The following is a 21,360-nucleotide window of genomic DNA, read 5'->3' on the forward strand; positions in this document are numbered from 1 at the left end:
CCGCTTATGGCAGATTTTCAAAATATCCTGACCGAAGAAAAAAACGGCGTCCTCTACCTTACAGTCAACAGAGAAGAAAAGATGAATGCGCTCAACTTCGATACTTTGTCAGAATTAAAGGCGATTTTCGAAGAAGTCGCTGACAATCGGGCCATCAAAGCGGTGATTATCACCGGATCAGGAGAAAAAGCTTTCGTTGCCGGAGCAGACATCAGTGAAATTGCTTCTCTCAATGAGGTAAACGCCAGAAAATTTGCCGAAAACGGCCAGGAAATTTTTGCCATGATCGAAAACTGTCACAAGCCAGTAATCGCCGTTACCAATGGCTTTACCCTGGGCGGAGGTTGCGAATTGGCCATGGCCTGCCACATGCGTATCGCAACTGCCAATGCAAAATTCGGTCAGCCGGAAGTCAACCTGGGAATCATTCCCGGCTATGGCGGAACTCAACGACTGACGCTTTTGATCGGAAGAGGTAAAGCAAACGAACTCATGATGACAGGAGATATGATCGGAGCTGAGGAAGCAAAAGCACTTTGCCTTGTCAATCACGTCCTTCCCACCAAAGCGGAGGCAATGGAAAAAGCGGTGGAAATCATTGCGAAAATCATGAGCAAAGCTCCATTGGCTATCGGAATGATCGTGGACTGTGTCAATTCGGCATTTCTTTCAGATGAAAATGGCTACCAAACTGAAGCGAACAGCTTTGCGCGCTGCGTCAAATCGGGTGATTACAAAGAAGGAACCTCTGCATTTTTGGAAAAAAGAAAACCAATTTTTAAAGGAGAGTAAGCTCCTTGCTCTCGAATGAGTAATCTCAAAAAACTAGCCGGGCAGACAGCCATCTATGGGCTAAGCAGTATTCTTGGCCGGTCAATTAATTTTTTACTGATTATCGTCTACACCGCCTACCTCAATCCTGAGGCATTGGGTGCATTCACCGGGATTTATGCCTTGGTCGGCTTTCTCAATATTGTGTTCACCTATGGCATGGAGACGGCGTTTTTCCGCTTTTCCACCGGAAAAAACCTAGACTCCACCAAGGTTTACCACAATACTCAGTCGCTCCTGATCACCTCGACCCTGGTGCTGGGCTCAGCGATCTACCTTTCAGCGCCATGGCTGGCAGAGGTAATGAATTACCAGGGACAGGCCTATTTGTTTCGATGGATGGCCTTGATCCTATCTTTCGATGCGGTTCTTGCCATTCCTTTTGCCAAGCTGAGGCTTGAAAATCGGGCATTTGCTTTTGCCGGAGCCAAACTGATTAATATTTTTCTCAATGTCCTGTTTAACCTTTTGCTCATCGTTTGGATTCCCCTGTGGATTAATTCCGGGTTTATCGCATCCGGATTTCTGGGTTATCAGCCCGAATGGGGAGTGGAATTCATTCTGCTTTCCAATCTATTGGCCAATGGTCTGATCATCCCCTACGTCTGGTGGAGAGCTGGATTTTTCAGGTTTCAATTGGAAAAGGAAATCATCCGCCAGATGTGGACCTACTCCTTGCCGCTTCTTTTCATGGGATTGGCTGGAGTGACCAATGAGCTGGTTTCAAGACTTCTTTTTGAGTATGTGCTTCCGCAAAATTATTTCCCCGGACTCACTTCGAGAGAGGCAGCAGGTGTTTTTGGCGCAAATTTCAAACTGGCCATCCTGATGAATTTAGTAATCCAGGCCTTCAAATACGCGGCCGAACCCTTTTTCTTCAAGCAATCCACGGATAAAAATTCACCCCAGCTCTATGCCCGGGTCATGCATGCGTTTATCATTTTCTGTACGATTCTGATGATTTCCATTTCGGTCAACCTCGATTGGATCGGCCCACTTTTCCTCAAAGGTGAAGCTTATGCCTCCGCCTACTTTATCGTGCCGATGCTGCTGATGGGCTATTTGCTATTGGGTATCTATTTCAACCTTTCCATCTGGTTTAAAATTACAGACAAAACCAATTACAGCTTCTGGATCACTCTAATCGGAGCTCTGGTGAGTATTGCAGTCATCGCTTTTCTGGTCCCGGTTTTGGGCTACCTGGGCGGTGCCTTGAGTACCTTAAGCTGCTATCTGGTGATGACGTTGGTTTGTTTCTTTTTCGGCCAAAAGTACTACCCCATCCCCTATCAAACAGGTAAGGGTGTTTTCTACCTACTTCTCGCTTTTGGTTTAAGCTACGCGGGTTTTTTTCTGGATCTAGGCTCAGATTTGATGAATTTTCTAGCAAAAAACAGCTTGATTCTGTTGTTTTTGACAGTTGTCGGATTTTTGGAAAAGGATCAATTGACGCCATTCCTCCGGGGAAAACAAAGACCCTGATCTACTGTATCTCTTTCCGTCAATTGTCAAAATAGTCCAACCATTTTCCTCAAAAGGCATTATGTTTGTGAATTGATGCTGCATTCCCGAATCACTGTGAGATTTATCCCCTTTCTTTTCCTGTTTTCTTTTGTTTTCCTTGGATGGAATCCCGGATTTGCCCAACAGCCTCTTTCAAAAAAGGAGGCAAAAATTCAGGAAAACCAAACCAAAGCCAGCAGGTATTTTATCGAAGGGGAAAAAGCACTGGTATTAGGTGACCTCGAAAAAGCCTATTTTTATTTAAATCGAGCTTTGGAATTTACTCCTGACGAACCCGCCATCAATTACAAAATCGCCGAAGTTTTAGTCCGCTCCAATCAAGCGCAAAAAGGGCTTCCATTTGCAGAAAAGGCTGCTTTGGCAGACCCCGACAACAAATATTACGCTCTGATGGTGGCAGAGATCTACACTAATCTCAACCAACCTCTAAAGGCTGCCGAAATCCTGGACCGACTCACATCAGACAGCGAAAAAAACCAACAGTACAATCTGGATCTTGCCTCGCTTTACCTGAATGCGGGAGAATTTGACAAAGCACTCGTGGTACTCGACCGGGCGGAGGATTATTATGGGGTGCGGGAGCCTTTTACTGTGCAAAAACAGCGGATCTACCTCCGAAATAATGAGTTGCCTAAGGCGATCCAAGAAGGCGAAAAACTCATCGAAGCTTTTCCGGGGAATCCTGCCTATGTCCTCAATTTGGTAGAAATCCTCTATAACAATGCACGGTTAGATCAAGCTTTAACCTTGGTTTCGGAAGAAATCGCAAAGTATCCTAACCAGCCCGAACTTCAGATGGCAGCATACACCCTTCTCAAAGAAAAGGGGGAAATCGCAAAAGCCAATGATTATTTGATTTCGGCATTCCAAAGTCCCGACCTGGATGGAGAGGTGAAAGCCAAGACTTACAAATCCATGCTTTCGGAGATGCAAACTACCCATCGGGATGCGCTATTGGATCAGATGGAGGCTTTGATGCTCGAACTGAATGCCAATGATGCCATGGTATTGGAAGTAATCGGTGAACGAAAAAGAGACACCGGAGAAATGACTGCCGCCATGGATTATTTCAAAAAATCCCTTCAGATCCAACCAAAAAATGCCAACCTCATCGAACAGGTCATATTGAATTCTTTTGGAGAAGATCCGGATTTTGCAGAATTGGAAACTTTCACCACCATGGGAGTGGATGAATTCCCTGAAGCTCCTGAGTTTTGGTTTTATGATGGTGTAGTCAAATCAGCCCGGAAAAAGGATTCGCTGGCCGTACAATCTCTAAAAAAATCGCTTGAACTAAACGCCAGCAAAAATCCTCAATTGGAACAGGTGGCTTTTGGATCACTTGGAAACTCGCTGTACAATCTTGCCGAAAAGGACTCTGCGTTTTTTTACTTCGAAAAAGCACTCAGCCTAAATCCAAATGACGAACAGGTCCTGAACAATTACGCTTATTTTCTTTCGTTGGAAAAAAGGGACTTGGAAAAGGCCCGGACCATGTCTGAAAAAGTTGTAAAAAAGCATCCAAAAAACGCCACCTTCCTCGATACGCATGCCTGGGTACTTTTCCAAATGGGCAATTATGAGGAAGCTTCACTCTATATGAATGAGGCAATAATTAACGAAACAGCTCCCAGCGGAGTCATGCTGGAGCACTATGGGGACATTTTGTTTCATCTTGGCAAAGTTTCTGAGGCAATGACCTGGTGGAAAAAAGCCGAAGGAAGCTCTGAAGCCTCCGAAAAACTAGCTCAAAAAATAAAAGACGGAAAATATCATGAATAGACTTTTTGCAGGTGTTCTGACACTTTTGGTAATCGGCCTGACCGGCTGCGCCAAAAAAGTCGTGCTTTACGAAGGTGACGGCCAAATGGAGGAGTTTCAGCCTGTTTCGGCACAATACGATTATCTAAGTGCCAAAGCAAAGATTGTCATTGAGGAAGAATCCGGAAAAATCACCCGTGGAACCCTGAGTCTCCGCGCCAAAAAAGACAGCGTACTTTGGTTTACTATGTCTCCTGGTATGGGAATGGAGGCGATCCGGGGATTTTTTACCAAAGACCGGATTCAGATCCACGACCGGGTTGGACAGGACGATGTCAACCTAACTTATGAGGAATTTGAGAAGTTTTACGGTTTGAAGCTCTCCCTGGACTTGTTCCAAAATGTCCTTTGGGCTAATATTCCCTTTGAATTTGACTACGGGGATCGATTGGTCAGAGTGGGTAAAAAGTTTGAATTGACCCAAACCAGAGATAAGGTCAGGTATTTCACTAAGGTGGAAACCAGTCACGGCAAAGTTTCAGAACTTGTGAGCAATTCGCTCGATGACCGGGGATCGGTACTGGCAAGTTTTCCGAAATTTCAGGATGCATCCTCTCAGCCATTTCCGGCTGAAGTCCTTTTCAAACTGGCCTATCAACTTCCAGAAGGCAGCCAAAACACCATAATTCACCTCACTTGGACCTCCATTGAGCCTAATTCCCAAGCGCTGAGCTTTCCTTTCAGATTCTAAGCCACATGTGGATTTATAGATTTATACCAATACTGTTTTTATTCCTATCCGTTTGGAGTTTCGATACTTTTTCCCAGACAAATAAAACAAGAGAGGAACTGGAGCGGGAAAAAGCTGAAGTACAGGCTAGATTAAGGGAGTTTGACACCATTCTAAAGCAGACGACTGCCACAAAAAAGACTTCACTTGGGGAATTGAATGCGCTGACAAGACAATTTCAGACGCAAAATCGCCTGGTCAATACCCTGGACAGAGAGGTCCGACTGATCAATCAGGAAATCACTGAAACAGAAAAGAAAATCTCTGAACTGGAATTTCAGCTCAAAGACCTCAAAGCGGAATATTCCCGCATGATTTACAACTCATCCAAACTCAATCGAGGACTTTCAATCGTTGCATTTGTCTTTAGTTCGGGCACTTTCAATCAGCTATACATGCGATTGAAATACCTGAAGCAATACAGTGACAGCCGAAAGCAGCAAGCTGCCCAGATCGAGAAACTTTCAGCAGACCTGGCAGATCAACGGATTCTTTTGGATCAGCGAAAAGCCGATAAAGTGACCGTACTTACCGAGGAACAAAAAGAAAAAGCTGAACTGGAGCGTTTACGAAAAAGTCAGCAGGGTGTAGTCAATACCCTTTCTAAAAAGGAAAGGGACATCCAAAAACAGATCGCTGCGACCAAAAAACAGCAGGATCAGCTCAACAGAATGATCAAACAGGTTATCGAGGATGAAATCAAAAGGGCTGAAGCCGAGGCCAAAAAGGAAAACAGCACATCGACCAAAAAGGCAGGAACCAGCATGCCGATGACACCGGAAGCTGCGGCGCTTTCCAGCTCATTTGCCGGCAACAAAGGAAAACTGCCCTGGCCGGTTGAGACGGGATTTTTGGCTCAAAGCTATGGCACTTTCCCCCATCCTACTCTCAAGGGAATCACAGTGGACAATGACGGAATTGACATCCGAACTCAGCCCAATTCCAACGTGCGGGCTGTATTTGACGGAACAGTCACCAAAATTACGACGATGCCAGGATTTGGCGGTACCGTGATCATCAAACATGGAGAATATTACACCATGTATAGCCGTCTGAAAAACGTCACTGTCAAATCCGGACAGACTTTAAAAGCTAAAGACGTCATCGGCCAGGTGGGAACTAATGCTGAAGGCGAATCCGAGGTCCATTTCCAAACGTGGAAAGGCCTCCAGATCATGGACCCTGCAACATGGATTACGTCCAAATAAGATTTAAAATCGTATGTTCATAAAAAAGGCCAATTGTCAATAGTCTTATTTTTGACTTTGAGAGTGACAGTTGTATCTTTGTAATCCTTATATCCTTAAACACACACACCATCATGACTACATTAGGTTTCATTCAAAACATGGGCGGAGGTTCGATCGTTTTGATCATTGTCGTAATCCTCCTTCTGTTTGGTGCTAAAAGGATCCCTGAATTGGCCCGAGGACTGGGTCGTGGTATCAGAGAGTTCAAAGACGCTACCAAGGAAATTCAGAACGATCTTGAAGATGGGCTGAAAGACAAAAAGAAGTAATCCCTTAAGCCAATTCAATTGGAAAAATTTAGTTCATTCGACGAAATCAAAAAATCGCTCGAAAAGAAAGAAGCTGATTGCCGGGCAATCGTCACTCATTACTTACAGAACATTGCAACGAAGGCGCATCTCAACGCCTTCGTTGAAGTTTATAAGCAATCCGCTTTAGAGCAAGCTGATCTGATCGATGAAAAAATAGCGAAAGGAAAAGCAGGAAAGCTTGCCGGAATGGTCATCGGAATCAAAGATGTCCTAAACTACACCGGACACGAATCCAACGCCTCTTCAAATATCCTTAAAGGCTACCAGGCTCAATACACCACTACCGCCGTCCAAAGACTGATCGACGAAGATGCCATTATCATTGGCCGGCTGAATTGCGACGAATTTGGAATGGGAAGCTCCAATGAAAACTCTGCCCATGGCAAAGTGCTCAATGCCTTGGACGAATCTCGCGTTCCTGGAGGCTCTTCCGGTGGATCAGCAGTAGCCGTTCAGGCCAACCTATGTACGGTTTCCCTTGGAACTGATACCGGAGGTTCGGTCCGCCAACCTGCGGCTTTCACCGGGATAATCGGCATGAAGCCGACCTATTCGCGAATTTCCCGTTGGGGATTGATCGCCTATGCCTCCACTTTTGATACCATAGGAGTCTTTTCAAAAACCGTCAAAGACAATGCTTTGGTCATGGAAATCATGGCTGGACACGATGAATTTGACAGCACTTCTTCCAGAAAACCAGTATTTCCTTACAGCCAACTTTTACATTTTGATAAAAAAGTGAAAGTGGCTTATCTCAAAGAAACAATTGAATCGCGTGCGCTTCAGCCCGAAATCAAGGCAAACACCCTCTCTGTCTTGGAAAAATTAAAAGCTGAAGGACATGAGGTCAAAGAAGTGGAATTTCCGCTGTTGAAATATCTCTTACCCACTTATTACATCCTGACTACTGCAGAGGCCAGCTCCAACCTTTCCAGGTTTGACGGAGTAAAGTACGGCTACCGATCTCCGAATGCCCATAATCTGGAAAGCATGTACAAACTGACCAGAAGTGAAGGATTTGGGGAAGAAGTAAAAAGAAGGATTATGTTGGGCACATTTGTGCTCTCTGCCAGTTACTATGATGCCTATTTCACTAAGGCTCAGAAGGTCAGAAGATTAATAAAAGACTTTACAGAAAATCTTTTAAATGAATTTGACTATATTATTATGCCGACTACGCCATCTACAGCGTTTAGGTTTGGTGAGCATAGGGGCGATCCTGTGGCAATGTACCTTGAAGACCTCTTCACTGTACAAGCTTCAGTATCGGGAGTTCCGGCGATTTCAATTCCAAATGGTCAAGACAATTCTGGCATGCCAATTGGTCTCCAGGTAATTTCCAACTCCTTCAAAGAAGCTGAGCTTTATAGCTTCAGCAACTATCTGACAGAATTTACCACTTAAATTGAATTTTGATGAAAAAGTCTTTGCGCAGCACTATCATTCCGGCATTAATCACTTGTCTGATCCCCCTGACCGAAGCCTTTTCTCAAGAGGAACCCCTGGAAGCGGCGGTACTTTTTTCTGAAGAAATTCAGCCAAATTACCACTACGAGTATATTCCTGACTTCACTTACGAGGAAGTCGATCAACGCATCAAGGCCATGAAAACCGAGATGCCTTTTGAGTTGAATGAACGTATTTTCTCCTTTATTCAATATTTCACCGTCAGAAATCGGGAATATACCAAAATGGTCCTGGCACGAAAGGACATCTATTTTCCACTTTTCGAATCCACGCTCAAAAAACACGATATCCCATCCGAGATCGAATACCTCTCCATCGTCGAATCTGGACTCGATCCGCAGATAAAAAGCCGTGTTGGTGCAATGGGATTATGGCAGTTTATGCCCGCTACTGGCCGAATGTATGGCATGCAAGTGAACCCTGACGTGGATGACCGGATGGATCCGGAGCTTTCATCAGATGCTGCAGCCAAATACCTGAAGTCACTTTATCGCATGTTCGGAGATTGGGAAGTGGCTATGGCAGCGTATAACTGCGGTCCGGGAAATGTCCGGAAGGCCATCAGGAGATCGGGCGGAAAAAAAACCTTTTGGGAAATCTACAATTACCTACCAAAAGAAACCCGAAGTTATGTGCCCCAATTTCAGGCTTTCCTTTATGTTCTAAATAATCTGGAAGAGCACAATTTCAATTTGGAGGAACCTACCTATCCTATCGAATATGAAAAAATCAGGTTTGACAGAGCTTTCAACTTAGAAAAACTTTCAGAATTGACAGCCATCTGCTTGAAGGACTTGGAAAAATTGAATCCGTCGGTAAAAAATAGGAACGTCCCTATAGCCAACCGGAGCATGGAGGTAAAAATTCCGAAATCAAGAGCAATTTTTCTGAAAGAAAACCTTGCTTGGATCAGCGATTCCTTAGGCAACTCACCCACCATTTTATTGACTTCAAATGATTCTCCGGCGATAATACCAGTTGAAAAAGCCGTTGCCAGCACCAATGCAGCAAGAATTTCTTACAAAGTCAGATCAGGAGATGTTTTGGGAACGATTGCCTCAAAACACGGGGTAAGCGTCACCCAGGTCAAAGAATGGAACAACCTCAGATCCAACCTGATCAAAGTCGGGCAGACAATTTACATCTACAATGGGAAATCTACTCCTACCGAAAGTCTTGCCGACAACACGTCCGGCTCTGGTAATAAAACCTATACGGTCCGCCCAGGGGATTCACTTTGGATCATTTCCCAAAAACATTCACTTTCCATTGACCAAATCAAGCGGTTGAACAATCTGAATTCAAACAATATCAAGCCCGGACAAAAGCTGATTGTCGGATAATCTTCAGCCAAAGTTTTTTAAATTTATTTAACTCAAAAATTAATTATTTGAAATGGAAGACCCATTTTATGTAATTAACTTGAAATCAAAGCACAAACAAGGACAATTATGAAACCGCTATCCTATATCCTAATACTTCTGTTTTCGGTAATTCTAATTTCCTGCGACGAAAATGGCAATCCAGGATTTAGCAAAAATGCCAAACCGAATGCCAGAGGAACAGTTGGTGAAATTGTCTTGGCTATAGATTCCACTAAGTGGGCAGGCCCCGTTGGGGAAGAATTGAGAGGGATTTTCGAGGCAGATTTGCCCGGGATGATCCGTTCGGAAAGCATGTTCAAAGTCCACCGAGTGGACCCACGGGCCATGACACGGATGCTGAAAATGTACACCAATTTGATCTATGTGACGACCTTCGATGACAAAAAAGGCGGCAGTCAGGTGATCAATGCACAGTTTTCGAAAGAATCCAAAGAGAAAGCCTCAGCTGATCCTACCCTTTATTCTCTGCGAATGGAGGACGAATACGCAGTGGGTCAGGAAGTGCTTTATCTATTCGGCAATACAGAAGATGAACTGATTGCCAACCTGAGAAAAAATAAAGAAAAGCTTCAGAATCTATTTGAAGTAAGGGAGCGAGGAAGGTTGGAAAAAGCTCTTTTTGCCCGAAAAAACTCTACTGCAGAACATGAAGCCAGAACCAAATTGGATATCGAAATCCAGGCTCCTGCCTCCTACCAGATTGCCAAAACTACGGATGATTTTCTTTGGATGAGATCCCCTACACCTACAGAAAGACGACCCGATATCAGTATATTTTTCTATGAAACAGACTATACTTCTGAAGAGCAAACTTTCCCATCAAACATCCTAAGTCTCAGAGACTCCATTGCAGCCAAACATATTTTTGGCGATCCAGAGGATCCCACTTCCTTCATGACAAGCGAAAAACAAATTCCGCCTGCCTTCAGAAACATGGTGATTAATGATAATTTTACTGTCGAAATCAGGGGCACCTGGAAAACCAACAACCTTAGCATGGGAGGAACTTACCTCGGATATTTGATGGTGGATCAAGCAAAGGGCAAACTTTATTATATGGAAGGATTTGTCTTTTTCCCCAACGAAGTACACCGGGATGCTCTGCGCGAAATCCAAACAATCTTGCTGAATACTAATGTGAGTTGGAAGGGAAGCCAAGGTGCCTGACTTTTGTCAACAACCCATTTATGACTATCAAAATCAGAAGAGAAGACGCATTAAATTACCATAGCCAGGGCTCACCAGGAAAAATCGAAGTAATTCCCACCAAGCCAGTTTCCAGCCAGATTGATCTAGCGCTAGCTTATTCCCCGGGGGTCGCAGAGCCTTGCAAAGAAATCGCGATTGATAAGGAAAATAGTTACAAATACACCGCAAAAGGCAACCTAGTCGCTGTAATCTCAAATGGAACTGCAGTTCTTGGACTGGGAGACATTGGGCCGGACGCATCTAAGCCAGTCATGGAGGGCAAAGGTGTACTTTTTAAGAAATTCGCCGGCATCGATGTTTTTGATCTCGAAGTCGATGAAAAAGACCCAAAAAAACTTATCCAAATCATCAAATCCCTTGAACCTACTTTTGGCGGGATAAACCTCGAGGACATCAAAGCACCGGAATGCTTTGAAATCGAGCAAACACTGAAGCAGGAAATGAATATTCCTGTCATGCATGACGATCAGCACGGTACTGCCATCATTTCCGGAGCGGCATTGATGAATGCCCTGGAGATTGTGGACAAGAAAATCGGAGAAATCAAATTGGTAGTAAGCGGGGCTGGAGCTGCAGCAATTTCCTGCCTGAGGTTCTATGTCAGCTTGGGTGTCAAAAAAGAAAACATTATTGCCTGTGACAAGGACGGTGTAATCCGAACAGACCGAACCGATCTTTCAGACATCCACCGAGAATTCGCCACAGATCTAAATATTTACCACATCAGTGAAGCTTTGCCTGGGGCTGATGTGTTTTTGGGACTTTCTGCAGGAAATATTATTTCTCAGGAAATGATCAAGAGTATGGCGCCAGATCCGATCGTTTTTGCCCTAGCCAACCCCGATCCTGAGATTCCCTATGACTTGGCTATCGCCGCTCGAAAAGACGTGATCATGGCCACTGGCCGCTCAGATCATCCCAATCAAGTGAACAATGTTCTGGGATTCCCATACATCTTTCGTGGGGCACTGGACGTCAGAGCCACTGTCATAAACGAGGAAATGAAGCTTGCCGCAGCTCAGGCTATTGCCAAGCTTGCCAAAGAACAAGTTCCTGAAATAGTGAATAAAGCCTACGGAGAAACAAACCTAGCATTTGGAAGACTTTACCTGATTCCAAAACCGGTCGATCCGAGACTGATCACAACTATTGCTCCGGCAGTTGCCAAAGCAGCAATCAAGTCTGGGGTGGCCAAAAAGCTGATCCATGACTGGGAGGCTTACGAATTGGAACTCCAGAAGCGAATCGGTATCGACCAACGACTGATGTCTATCGTCATAGGCAGGGCCAAAAAGGATCCAAAAAGAGTTGTATTTGGAGAAGCTGATAACCTTAAAATCCTCAAGGCGGCCCAGATTCTGCGCGATGAAAAAATCGCGATTCCAATCCTACTTGGAAATCGTGAGAAAATCCTTGCGATGATAGAGGGCAATGCTTTGGATTTGGCACATGTGACCATCATAGATCCGGTAATAGAGACAGGTTTGATCGAGAAGTTTGGGAAAATCCTGTACGAAAAGCGTCAGCGTAAGGGAATGACACTTTTCGATGCCTATAGGCTGGTGAGAGAGAGAAACTATTTCGGTGCCATGATGGTGGAAACCGGATCTGCCGATGCGTTTATCTCAGGTTTGACCCGGGATTATCCAAAAACTATCCTTCCATCACTCCATACCATCGGAGTCAAAGAGGGTGTAAACAGGGTTGCTGGGATGTACATCATGAACACTCCGAAAGGCCCATATTTCCTGGCCGATGCCACGGTCAATGTCAATCCCACTGCGGAAGAGTTGGTAGACATCATAGGCCTGACAGCCAATGCGGTGAAATTTTTCAATATGGAGCCAAAAATTGCCCTGCTTTCCTATTCTAATTTCGGGTCTGCACAAGGGGATATTCCTGCAAAAATGGCCAAAGCAACAGCATTGGCGAAAGCTAAATATCCTGACCTGATCATCGAAGGAGAAATGCAAGCCAATGTCGCACTCAATCAGGAAATTCAACGGGAAATCTATCCTTTCTCCAAATTGGCAGATAATGCAGTCAACACCCTAATTTTCCCTGATCTTGCTTCCAGCAACATCGCCTACAAACTTTTGGCTGAGCTAGGAAATGCAGAAGCAATAGGACCTATTTTATTGGGAATGAACAAACCCGTGCATATCCTGCAGTTGGGAAGCTCTATCCGTGAAATCGTGAACATGGTAGCCATTGCAGTGGTGGATGCCCAATCTTCTGAAGGAATATTATGATTGCATACCTGAGCGGAAAGCTGGTTTTCAAAGACCCCACCTATGTAATTATCGATGTAGGAGGCATTGGATATCAGGTGAAAATCTCCCTTCAGACCTATAGCAAAATAAAAGATGAGGAGGCGATCCGTCTCCTTACTTTTTTGCATATCAAAGAAGACGCTCATACCCTATACGGATTCAAAGAAGAATCCGAAAAAAGACTTTTTCTCCTTCTGATTTCCATCAACGGGGTCGGCCCAAATACCGGTTTGATGATCCTGTCTTCCCTGAGTACAGAAGAGATTGAGCACGCAATTCTCTCAGGAGATGTGGCTACTATTCAAGCTGTCAAAGGGATCGGTGTAAAGACTGCCCAACGGATAATCTTGGAATTGAAAGACAAGGTTGGAAAATCCGGAAGTGCAGACCTCCATACCCCGCTTGGATTCCTTAAAACTAGCAATAAAATCCGCGAAGAGGCGTTACAAGCCTTAATTACTTTAGGGTTTCCCAAGGCCTTGGCAGAGAAAAATATAACTCTGATACTTAAAAAAACCAACGGAGAAATTTCCTTAGAAGATTTAATTAAAGCATCTTTAAAGACACCTTAATCTAAAGCTGGATTGAACTTTCAGGAGTTACTGACTTTCTGCAGAGGCGATATTAGAAGTCACGGGCCTGTATTATTTTTCCTGTTGGGTTTTCTGTTTGCACTATCACCGGTCAGCGCCCAACAAGTAACTGTAGACAGTACCCAATCCCGAACCGATTCACTTAATATTCGCAGATTATCCCCTTCATTTTTGCTTTGGCAAAACATGAGGACCAATCCGCTCTACCCCTATCGCAATCCTTTTCTCCGCTCTAAATCCCCTTTCATCCCCACTCCTCCCGTGGATCAGGAAATCAAGGTCCTGATCGATTCCACTTTGCGGTACAATATTGTCGATCAACTTGATAGCAGCAGGTTGGGCAATGAGCAGGAATATGATTTTGAAAGCTTTTCCCAACTCCAGGAGTACCGCGTCCGCCAGGATTATTGGCGATCACGAGCCCGGGGAATGGATGGAGAAAGTGCAGTGGAAGGCAGAAGCCTTATACCGCCGCTGACTATAAGCCCCACCTTTGACCGGCTATTTGGCGGAAGTGAAATCAACATTGTACCAACAGGGTATGTCAATCTGGATTTTGGAGCCATTTTTAGAAGGGTAGACAATCCGACTCTACCCATACGTCAGCAACAAAACGGCGGATTTCATTTTGATCAGCAAATTCAGATGGCTGTCAATGGTTCATTGGGTCAAAAGATGAAAATTGCTGCGAATTTTGATTCAAACAATTCCTTCGATTTTCAAAATCAGCTCAAAGTAGAATACGATGGATTTGAGGAAGATATTCTCCAATCTGTCGAAATCGGTAACGTAAGTATGCCGATACAAAACCGGCTGATTCAGGGAGCGCAGAATTTGTTTGGGGTAAAAACACAAATGCGTTTTGGCAAGCTCAACGTAACAGCAGTCGCTTCCACCCAGCGTGGAAGAAGGGACAATCTGGTAATTGATGCCAATGGACAAGGCCGGTCATTTGATATTCAGGCCTCCAAATACGATGAAAACCGACACTTTTTCCTGGCTCACTTTTTTAGGGACAATTACGAACGCTGGTTGAGAGGTTTGCCACAGGTACTATCGGGAGTGAATGTGACTCGAATCGAGGTCTATATTATGAACAGGGCTACCAACACCGAAACCCTGAGAAATTTTTCGGCCTTCCTGGATTTGGGAGAAGGACGGGTGATCTACAACCCCACCAATCCGGCAATCGGAACCGGAAATCCGGGTGCTCCTGCCGGAAATGAAGCGAATTTACTTTATTCCAACATTGCAAATAATCCGGCGTTCCGACCTTTTGACACGGGATCAAGAACCATGGAGTCCACTCTGGGAATCCGGAAAGGTGTCGATTTTGAACAGATCAACGGGGCAAGAAAACTGAACCAGAATGAATTCTTTTTCAACCCTCAGCTGGGTTATCTTTCCCTTTTCAGAAGGCTTCAAAACGATGAAGTTTTAGCTGTTTCTTTTGAATACACCTTCAATGGTCAGGTTTACAAAGTTGGTGAACTGACTGAAGATTACCAGACCAGAGCTGAGGATGAACTCATTTTCCTGAAAATGCTCCGGCCTGCCCGCATCAATCCCAGAATTCCCACTTGGGATTTGATGATGAAAAACGTGTACAGCCTCAATGCAAGCCAGATCTTGAGGGATGGATTTCAGCTCCAAGTGATCTACCGGGATGACAGAACAGGCCTCGACAATCCTTCCCTACTCGAAGGAGCAAATGTGAAGGATAAACCCCTGATCCGATTGACTGGTCTGGATAACCTCAATCCTCAAAATGACCCGGCCCCAGATGGGAATTTCGATTTTGTAGAAGGATTGACCATGATCTCGGACCGTGGCTTGTTGATCTTCCCTGTTTTGGAACCGTTTGGATCCAATCTAGAAAGGAACTTTCGCCCGGAAGAACTAGTCCTGAAAGACAAATATGTCTATGACACCCTTTACAGGACCACTCAAGCGGATGCAGAATTGGTCACGAGATTGAATAAATATTTTATAAAAGGAAGACTGACTGCAGGTTCAGCAAGTGAAATCCAGCTGCCGGGCTTGAATATTGCCCCGGGATCTGTGATTGTGCAGGCAGGGAATATTCCGCTGACCGAGGGCGTCGATTTCACCATTGATTACAATGTGGGCCGATTGGTGATCATCAATGACGCAATCCTGCAATCCGGAAAACAGATCAATGTCAGTTTTGAAAAAGCAGATTTGGTGTCATTTCAGACCAGAAGTCTCATGGGTACCCGACTGGATTACCTGGCAAGCAAAAAGCTTAATATCGGAGGTACTTTCATGTATCTGAACGAACGCCCCAACGTAACCCGAATTGCGACAGGAAATGAAACCCTTAGAAACAGTCTTTGGGGCTTGGATGTCAATTACAACGACGAGTCCCGGTGGCTGACAAAACTTGCCGATGCGCTTCCATTCACAGATACCAAAGAAAAATCTCTAGTCCAGTTCAATGCGGAATTTGCCCACTTGATTCCGGGTACTTCCAATACAGTGGACGGCGATCAGGCTTCCTATGTGGATGATTTTGAGGCCGCTGTGACTCCATTTTATCTTGGTGCAGCTGCCAATCAAAACTGGAAGATTTCCTCAACCCCAAAGACTCCTGGCAACCGCTTTGACCTAAGCACCCAAACGGAAGACAATCTGGGAAGTACCTATCGAAGGGCAAGATTGGCTTGGTACAACATTGACAACATTTTTTACCGTGAAAATGGCCCGGGCGTCCCCACCAACCTGACTACTCAGGACAAGCGAAATCACTATGTAAGAAGGGTAATTCCCCAGGAAATCTTCAAAAACCAGGACCGCGAAGTCATTATTGTGCCGCAGCCGCTTTTTGAAATGGCTTATTTTCCGAGTGAAAGAGGGATGTTTAACTACAATCCAGAATTAACCACGGATGGATTATTGCCAAACCCGAGGCTAAACTACGGAGGAGTGACAAGGGCAATCACTACAGAAGTGGATTTTGACCGAACTAACATCGAATACATCGAATTCTGGCTGATGGATCCATTTATCTCCGGAGAAAATGGAAAGGTTTTAGACGGGGTTTTCAACGAAAACAACACCACCGGAGGAAAACTCTTCATCAATTTGGGAGACATTTCTGAGGATGTAATGAAGGATGGGGCACATGCTTTTGAAAACGGGCTACCGGCAGATGGCGACCCATCTGAAACCGGGCAAAATGAATGGGGAAGAATCACAAGAGAGCAATTTCTGATCCCTGCCTTTGACAACTCAGAATCCTCTCGCCCCAACCAGGACATAGGTTTGGACGGGCTGAAAAATGATGACGAGGCAGCTTTTTTCAAAACAAGGTATGTAGATCGCCTAAATGTTTCCCAAGAAGCAAAAAATGCCATTCTTCAGGATGTTTCGGCAGATGCTTTCCAATATTATCTGGACGACAAGTTCGATGAAGCGGACATTAAAATATTGGAGCGCTACAAGAAATTCAATGGGATGGAAGGCAACACGCCGGTAACGGCAGACCAAAACCTACCTTACACCCCATCAGGAGGAAATACTCCAGACAACGAGGATCTGAATTCGGACAACACCATCAATGAACTTGAAAACTATTACGAATACGAGATCGACCTAAGACCAGGACAATTGGTCGTTGGTGAAAACCACATCGTGGACAAAGTAACCAACTCCGAAGGTGGAGATGAGGTCAGTTGGTACCTTTTTAGAATTCCGGTTCGCCAGCCTGACCGGGTAGAGGGCGACATTACCGGCTTTAAATCGATCCGATGGATAAGGACTTACCTTACTGATTTTCAGCAGCCTGTAGTATTGAGGATGGCAGAATTTAGGATGGTAGGAAGTCAATGGAGGGTTTTCCAGGAATCTCTTTTTGAAAAAGGTTTATTTGAAATTCCCGAACCGGACGTTTCCAACGTCGTGGTGGATGTGGTAAATATCGAACAAAATGCACAGGGAAATGACAAGCAAAGCCCCTACGTGCTGCCTCCTGGCATCAACCGGGATCGTGACAATACCTCAACAGTAGAAAGAAGGCTAAATGAGCAATCTCTTAGGATTTGTGTAGAGGATTTGGCTCCAAAAGACGCACGCGGTGTATTCAAAAACCTCAACTTTGATTTGGTCCAATATGAGCGAATCAAAATGTTTTTGCATGCAAACAGTGAGGATGCTCTGGATGGAGAAATCACTGCATTCCTGAGATTGGGAACAGATTACACAGACAACTATTACGAAATCGAAGTTCCATTGCTTATTTCTCCTTTGGGCTCCAATGATCCAAGAACTGTCTGGCCACTTGAAAACGAAATTGACATAGCCATTCAGGAAATTGTCGGAGTCAAAGTAGACCGGGACAACAGCCAATCACCACTAAACCTGCCCTACTCCAAAGCTATTAGACAGTACAAAGTGACGGTAGTGGGTCGCCCCGAATTAAACTCCGTGTTGGGAATGATGATAGGGGTGCGGAATCCGGGCACAGGCATCGGATCCTCAAAATCCATCTGCATTTGGGCAAATGAACTCCGGGTGACAGGATTTACCAAAAGCAACGGCTGGGCTGCCAATGCTTTTCTTAATGCGAAAATTGCCGATGTAGCGGTGGTTTCGGCATCAGTCCGACACAATTCGATAGGATTTGGCGGACTGGAGACCAAGCTTTCCCAAAGAGCCCGCCAAGCAACAACCCAATTTGATATTTCGACAAATGTGGAGGTAAACAAACTGCTTCCGGAAAGTCTGGGATTGAGCATTCCGATGTATTTCTCAGTCGAAAATTCCAACACCAAACCGGAATACGATCCCCTCAATCCTGATGTGCCTTTTGAGGTCGCACTTGGCAAATTTGAAACTAACTCCCAGAGGGATGAGTACAGGAATATTGCTCAGGACCAGCTCAACAGGAGAAACATCAGCTTTAACAATGTGCGAAAAATCAAACGAAACGCGGATTCTCCAAACAAGGTATACGACCTCTCAAATTTTGCCTTTTCTTATGCTGTAGGTTCTGTAACACAAACAAACGCACAAATTCAGAATTACAACTTCAAAACCAACCGCGGCAACATCACCTACAGCTTTCAACCAAAAGAATGGAAAATTTCACCTTTCCAAAACAAGGAAGGAATGACCTCTCCCTATCTGAAATTGCTGAAAGATTTCAACCTCAATCTCGCACCTACGCAGCTTTTGGCAAGGCTGGATGTAGATCGCAGGTTTCTTAGATCCCAATACCGCAACGATCAGTTAAGTGCCTCGGGCGTAGATCCTCTTTTCCAAAAATCCTTCTTTATGAACCGGTCCTTTACAGTCAACTGGGACCTTTCCAATAGCCTCCGGGTAGATTTTAATTCAAGGGCAAGTGCTGTGGTAGATGAGCCCGAAGGGGATTTGGATACTCAGGCAAAACGTGATTCGGTCAAATACAACGCATGGCGATTTGGAAGGACTACCAATTACAACCATGTTGCCTCTGTCAATTATTCCATTCCACTCAATAAGCTACCAGCCACGGATTGGATCCAGACTGATTACAAGTACATTACTTCCTATACTTGGCAAACTGGTGCTATCGGGCAAAAAGACACTCTGGGAAACGTCATATTTAACACGAGAGATCAAAGCTTGACTGGCAAATTTGATTTGATCAAACTGTATAACAAAAACAAAAAGCTGGCAGCATTAAATGCTGCAAAAAGGCCGGGTGTCCCGGGCCGGAATACTTTGGCTGCTGAGGATACGATCGGCACACCTTTCAGCAATAAGCTGGTAAAATTCCTGATGATGGCCAAAGAAATCACCTTCAACTATGGTGTGATTGAAGGCACATTTTTGCCCGGATATTTGCCAAATACAGGTCTATTGGGAATGGACAGGGCCTGGGATAATCCCGGATGGGCCTTCCTTTTCGGTAGTCAAAATTCAAACTTCCGCTATGACCTGGCGGGAGCAGGTGAAATAGCCCCAAGTTCTGAACTGACTCAAACTTTCAAGCAAAACAGAGCCATGAACTTGAGATTGACTGGCATTGTGGAGCCTTTTCAGGATTTCAGGATAACCTGGGAAGCAAGAAAACGCGAAATTGGAGATTATCAGGAAATTTTCAGAAACTCAATCGATGACCCAGGCAACTACCAAAGCATCAGCCCCAACCGCTTAGGTTCCTATTCTATTACTACAATCATGCTCGGTACAACCTTTAAAAAGGATGATTCAGAAAACAATTCACCTCTTTTTACAGATTTTGAAAACTACCGATCTCTGATCAAGGGAAGGCTGGATGGTGAAGCTGCAGGACAGGGAGAATATGGAGGCAACGGTCAGGATGTATTGATTCCTTCGTTTTTGGCAGCATATCTGGGAAAAGATCCCAATGAAATAAAGCTAAATCCATTTCCAAAAACACCTCTTCCCAATTGGAGATTGGACTACCGTGGACTTTCGAGACTCAAGGGGCTAAGTGATAAATTCAGCAGCATCAATATCACCCATGGGTATACCTCTACCTATGATGTGAGCAATTTCTCCAACTCTCTGCAATATCAGCAGGGGCTTGAACTTTATAATACCCTTCAGGAAGTTCAAAGACCGGATATTACCAATGATGACGGGCAATTTATCCCGATTTATGTATTAAATCAGGTAGTCCTTTCCGAAAGATTTGCCCCACTGATCGGGGTTGATTTATTGACCAAAGACCGGCTGAATATTGCAGTGAATTATAACAGAGAACGAAATCTGGGTTTGAACTTTTCAAATTCTCAGGTGACTGAGCAAAAGAGCAGCGATTTCGGTCTAACTCTTGCCTATACCAAAGCAGGAGTAAAAGTACCTTTCAAGATTCAGGGTAGCCAAAAGGTCCTTAAAAACGACCTGCAGTTGAGGTTGGATTCCAAGGTAGTGGATGTGCGTCAGGTTCAGAGAAAAATTGACGAAGGAAGTACCGTCACTAATGGAAATTTAAACATTCAGATCAGGCCTACAATAGGCTATGTCATCAACCAAAATTTGAATCTGACCTTATATTTTGAGCGAACTATCAACGAACCACGCGTAACGACAGCCTATAAGAGAACATCCACTGCCTTTGGGGGACAGTTACGATTTAATTTATCCCAATAGATTTCAATCTCGGCTGATTCCTTTTATTTTTGGCCATTCAAAACGAACTAATCATGAATTTTCCACAAAAACTTAAGTACACCAAAGACCACGAATGGGTTAAAATCGAGGGTAACATCGCCACAATCGGTATTACAGAATTTGCCCAAAAGGAGCTTGGAGACATCGTCTATGTTGAGGTAGAAACTGTAGGTGAAACAATTGATGCGGGCGAGGTTTTTGGAACTGTGGAAGCTGTCAAAACTGTCTCTGACCTGTTTATGCCGCTGACGGGTGAAATCCTGGAATTCAACGGAGAATTGGAATCTTCTCCTGAATTAGTCAACGAATCACCTTATGAGTCCGGTTGGATGGTAAAAGTGAAAATCACAGGCGGCACCCCTACCGACCTGTTGGATGCTGCAGAATACGCAGAATTAGTCGGAGCTTAATCCCCTGTAAGCTTGAGGATAATTTTTGCAGTTTCCTGGTTAGTTATCTTGGCATTTGCGATGCTTACACCAGGCACGAAATTTCCTGAAGTAGACCTGTTTGATTTTCAGGACAAGGCGGTTCATTTGATTTCCTTTTTCATCCAAGGGTATTTATGGTGTGGAGTTGGGGTAAAGAAAGCACAGGTTTCAGCCAAGAATCCAAGGATATGGCAGAATTTCATGCTTTTCGGGATCTTGGCCGGTGTTGTTTTAGAATCACTGCAACAATTTATACCTTTCCGTTCGTTTGAGTTAATGGACATGATAGTCAATGGACTAGGTGCAGGCATGGGTTTATTGGGATATTTAAAATGGCCGTTCATTAAATTCATTTTGGAATAATCTCCAATAATTCTTACACTTGTTAT

At 44.4% G+C, this 21,360-nt stretch carries 14 protein-coding genes; all 14 read left to right on the forward strand.

Features of this window, described 5'->3' with window-relative positions:
• Positions 1-6: 6 nt before the first annotated feature.
• The 14 genes from B0E43_RS22215 (at position 7) to B0E43_RS22280 (ending at position 21,334) form a co-directional block, all read left to right on the forward strand.
• Positions 7-792 (forward strand): enoyl-CoA hydratase/isomerase family protein, encoded by a 786-nt coding sequence (locus B0E43_RS22215; protein ID WP_077353609.1) that lies wholly within the window; start codon positions 7-9, stop codon positions 790-792.
• A gap of 15 nt (positions 793-807) precedes the next feature.
• Positions 808-2,313 carry an oligosaccharide flippase family protein gene (locus tag B0E43_RS22220; protein ID WP_077353610.1) on the forward strand — a complete coding sequence of 502 codons (1,506 nt, stop codon included), beginning with the start codon at positions 808-810 and terminating at the stop codon, positions 2,311-2,313.
• 75 nt (positions 2,314-2,388) lie between these two features.
• Positions 2,389-4,137 carry a tetratricopeptide repeat protein gene (locus B0E43_RS22225; RefSeq protein ID WP_077353611.1) on the forward strand — a complete coding sequence of 583 codons (1,749 nt, stop codon included), beginning with the start codon at positions 2,389-2,391 and terminating at the stop codon, positions 4,135-4,137.
• Positions 4,130-4,867, forward strand: coding sequence for a DUF4292 domain-containing protein (locus B0E43_RS22230; protein ID WP_077353612.1), 738 nt, complete (start codon positions 4,130-4,132; stop codon positions 4,865-4,867). Before B0E43_RS22225 ends, B0E43_RS22230 begins: the two co-directional genes overlap by 8 nt.
• Positions 4,868-4,872: 5 nt before the next feature.
• The gene (locus B0E43_RS22235) at positions 4,873-6,114 is read left to right on the forward strand and encodes a murein hydrolase activator EnvC (protein WP_077353613.1); all 1,242 of its coding nucleotides are present in this window, start codon (positions 4,873-4,875) and stop codon (positions 6,112-6,114) included.
• 113 nt (positions 6,115-6,227) lie between these two features.
• A complete protein-coding gene (gene tatA / locus B0E43_RS22240; protein WP_077353614.1) occupies positions 6,228-6,425 on the forward strand; it encodes a twin-arginine translocase TatA/TatE family subunit in 198 nt (65 codons plus the stop codon).
• 18 nt (positions 6,426-6,443) lie between these two features.
• Positions 6,444-7,871 carry an Asp-tRNA(Asn)/Glu-tRNA(Gln) amidotransferase subunit GatA gene (gene gatA, locus B0E43_RS22245; protein ID WP_077353615.1) on the forward strand — a complete coding sequence of 476 codons (1,428 nt, stop codon included), beginning with the start codon at positions 6,444-6,446 and terminating at the stop codon, positions 7,869-7,871.
• Positions 7,872-7,882: 11 nt separating this feature from the next.
• Positions 7,883-9,277, forward strand: a complete 1,395-nt coding sequence (locus tag B0E43_RS22250) for a transglycosylase SLT domain-containing protein (protein WP_077353616.1) — start codon at positions 7,883-7,885, stop codon at positions 9,275-9,277.
• Between the two features lie 108 nt (positions 9,278-9,385).
• Positions 9,386-10,486 (forward strand): DUF4837 family protein, encoded by a 1,101-nt coding sequence (locus B0E43_RS22255; RefSeq protein ID WP_077353617.1) that lies wholly within the window; start codon positions 9,386-9,388, stop codon positions 10,484-10,486.
• A gap of 20 nt (positions 10,487-10,506) precedes the next feature.
• Positions 10,507-12,780 carry an NADP-dependent malic enzyme gene (locus B0E43_RS22260; protein ID WP_077353618.1) on the forward strand — a complete coding sequence of 758 codons (2,274 nt, stop codon included), beginning with the start codon at positions 10,507-10,509 and terminating at the stop codon, positions 12,778-12,780.
• Positions 12,777-13,373: a Holliday junction branch migration protein RuvA gene (gene ruvA, locus B0E43_RS22265; protein ID WP_077353619.1), complete on the forward strand. Its 597-nt coding sequence runs from the start codon at positions 12,777-12,779 to the stop codon at positions 13,371-13,373. The genes B0E43_RS22260 and ruvA overlap by 4 nt, the downstream gene beginning before the upstream one ends.
• A 207-nt stretch (positions 13,374-13,580) precedes the next feature.
• Complete coding sequence (gene sprA / locus B0E43_RS22270; RefSeq protein WP_254423489.1) at positions 13,581-20,519, forward strand: cell surface protein SprA; 6,939 nt, start codon at positions 13,581-13,583, stop codon at positions 20,517-20,519.
• Positions 20,520-20,572: 53 nt separating this feature from the next.
• A complete protein-coding gene (gene gcvH / locus B0E43_RS22275; RefSeq protein WP_077353620.1) occupies positions 20,573-20,950 on the forward strand; it encodes a glycine cleavage system protein GcvH in 378 nt (125 codons plus the stop codon).
• 48 nt (positions 20,951-20,998) lie between these two features.
• Positions 20,999-21,334 carry a VanZ family protein gene (locus B0E43_RS22280; protein WP_139352854.1) on the forward strand — a complete coding sequence of 112 codons (336 nt, stop codon included), beginning with the start codon at positions 20,999-21,001 and terminating at the stop codon, positions 21,332-21,334.
• Positions 21,335-21,360: the final 26 nt, after the last annotated feature.

It is taken from the genome of Algoriphagus sp. A40, assembly GCF_002002735.1.
GTDB lineage: Bacteria > Bacteroidota > Bacteroidia > Cytophagales > Cyclobacteriaceae > Algoriphagus.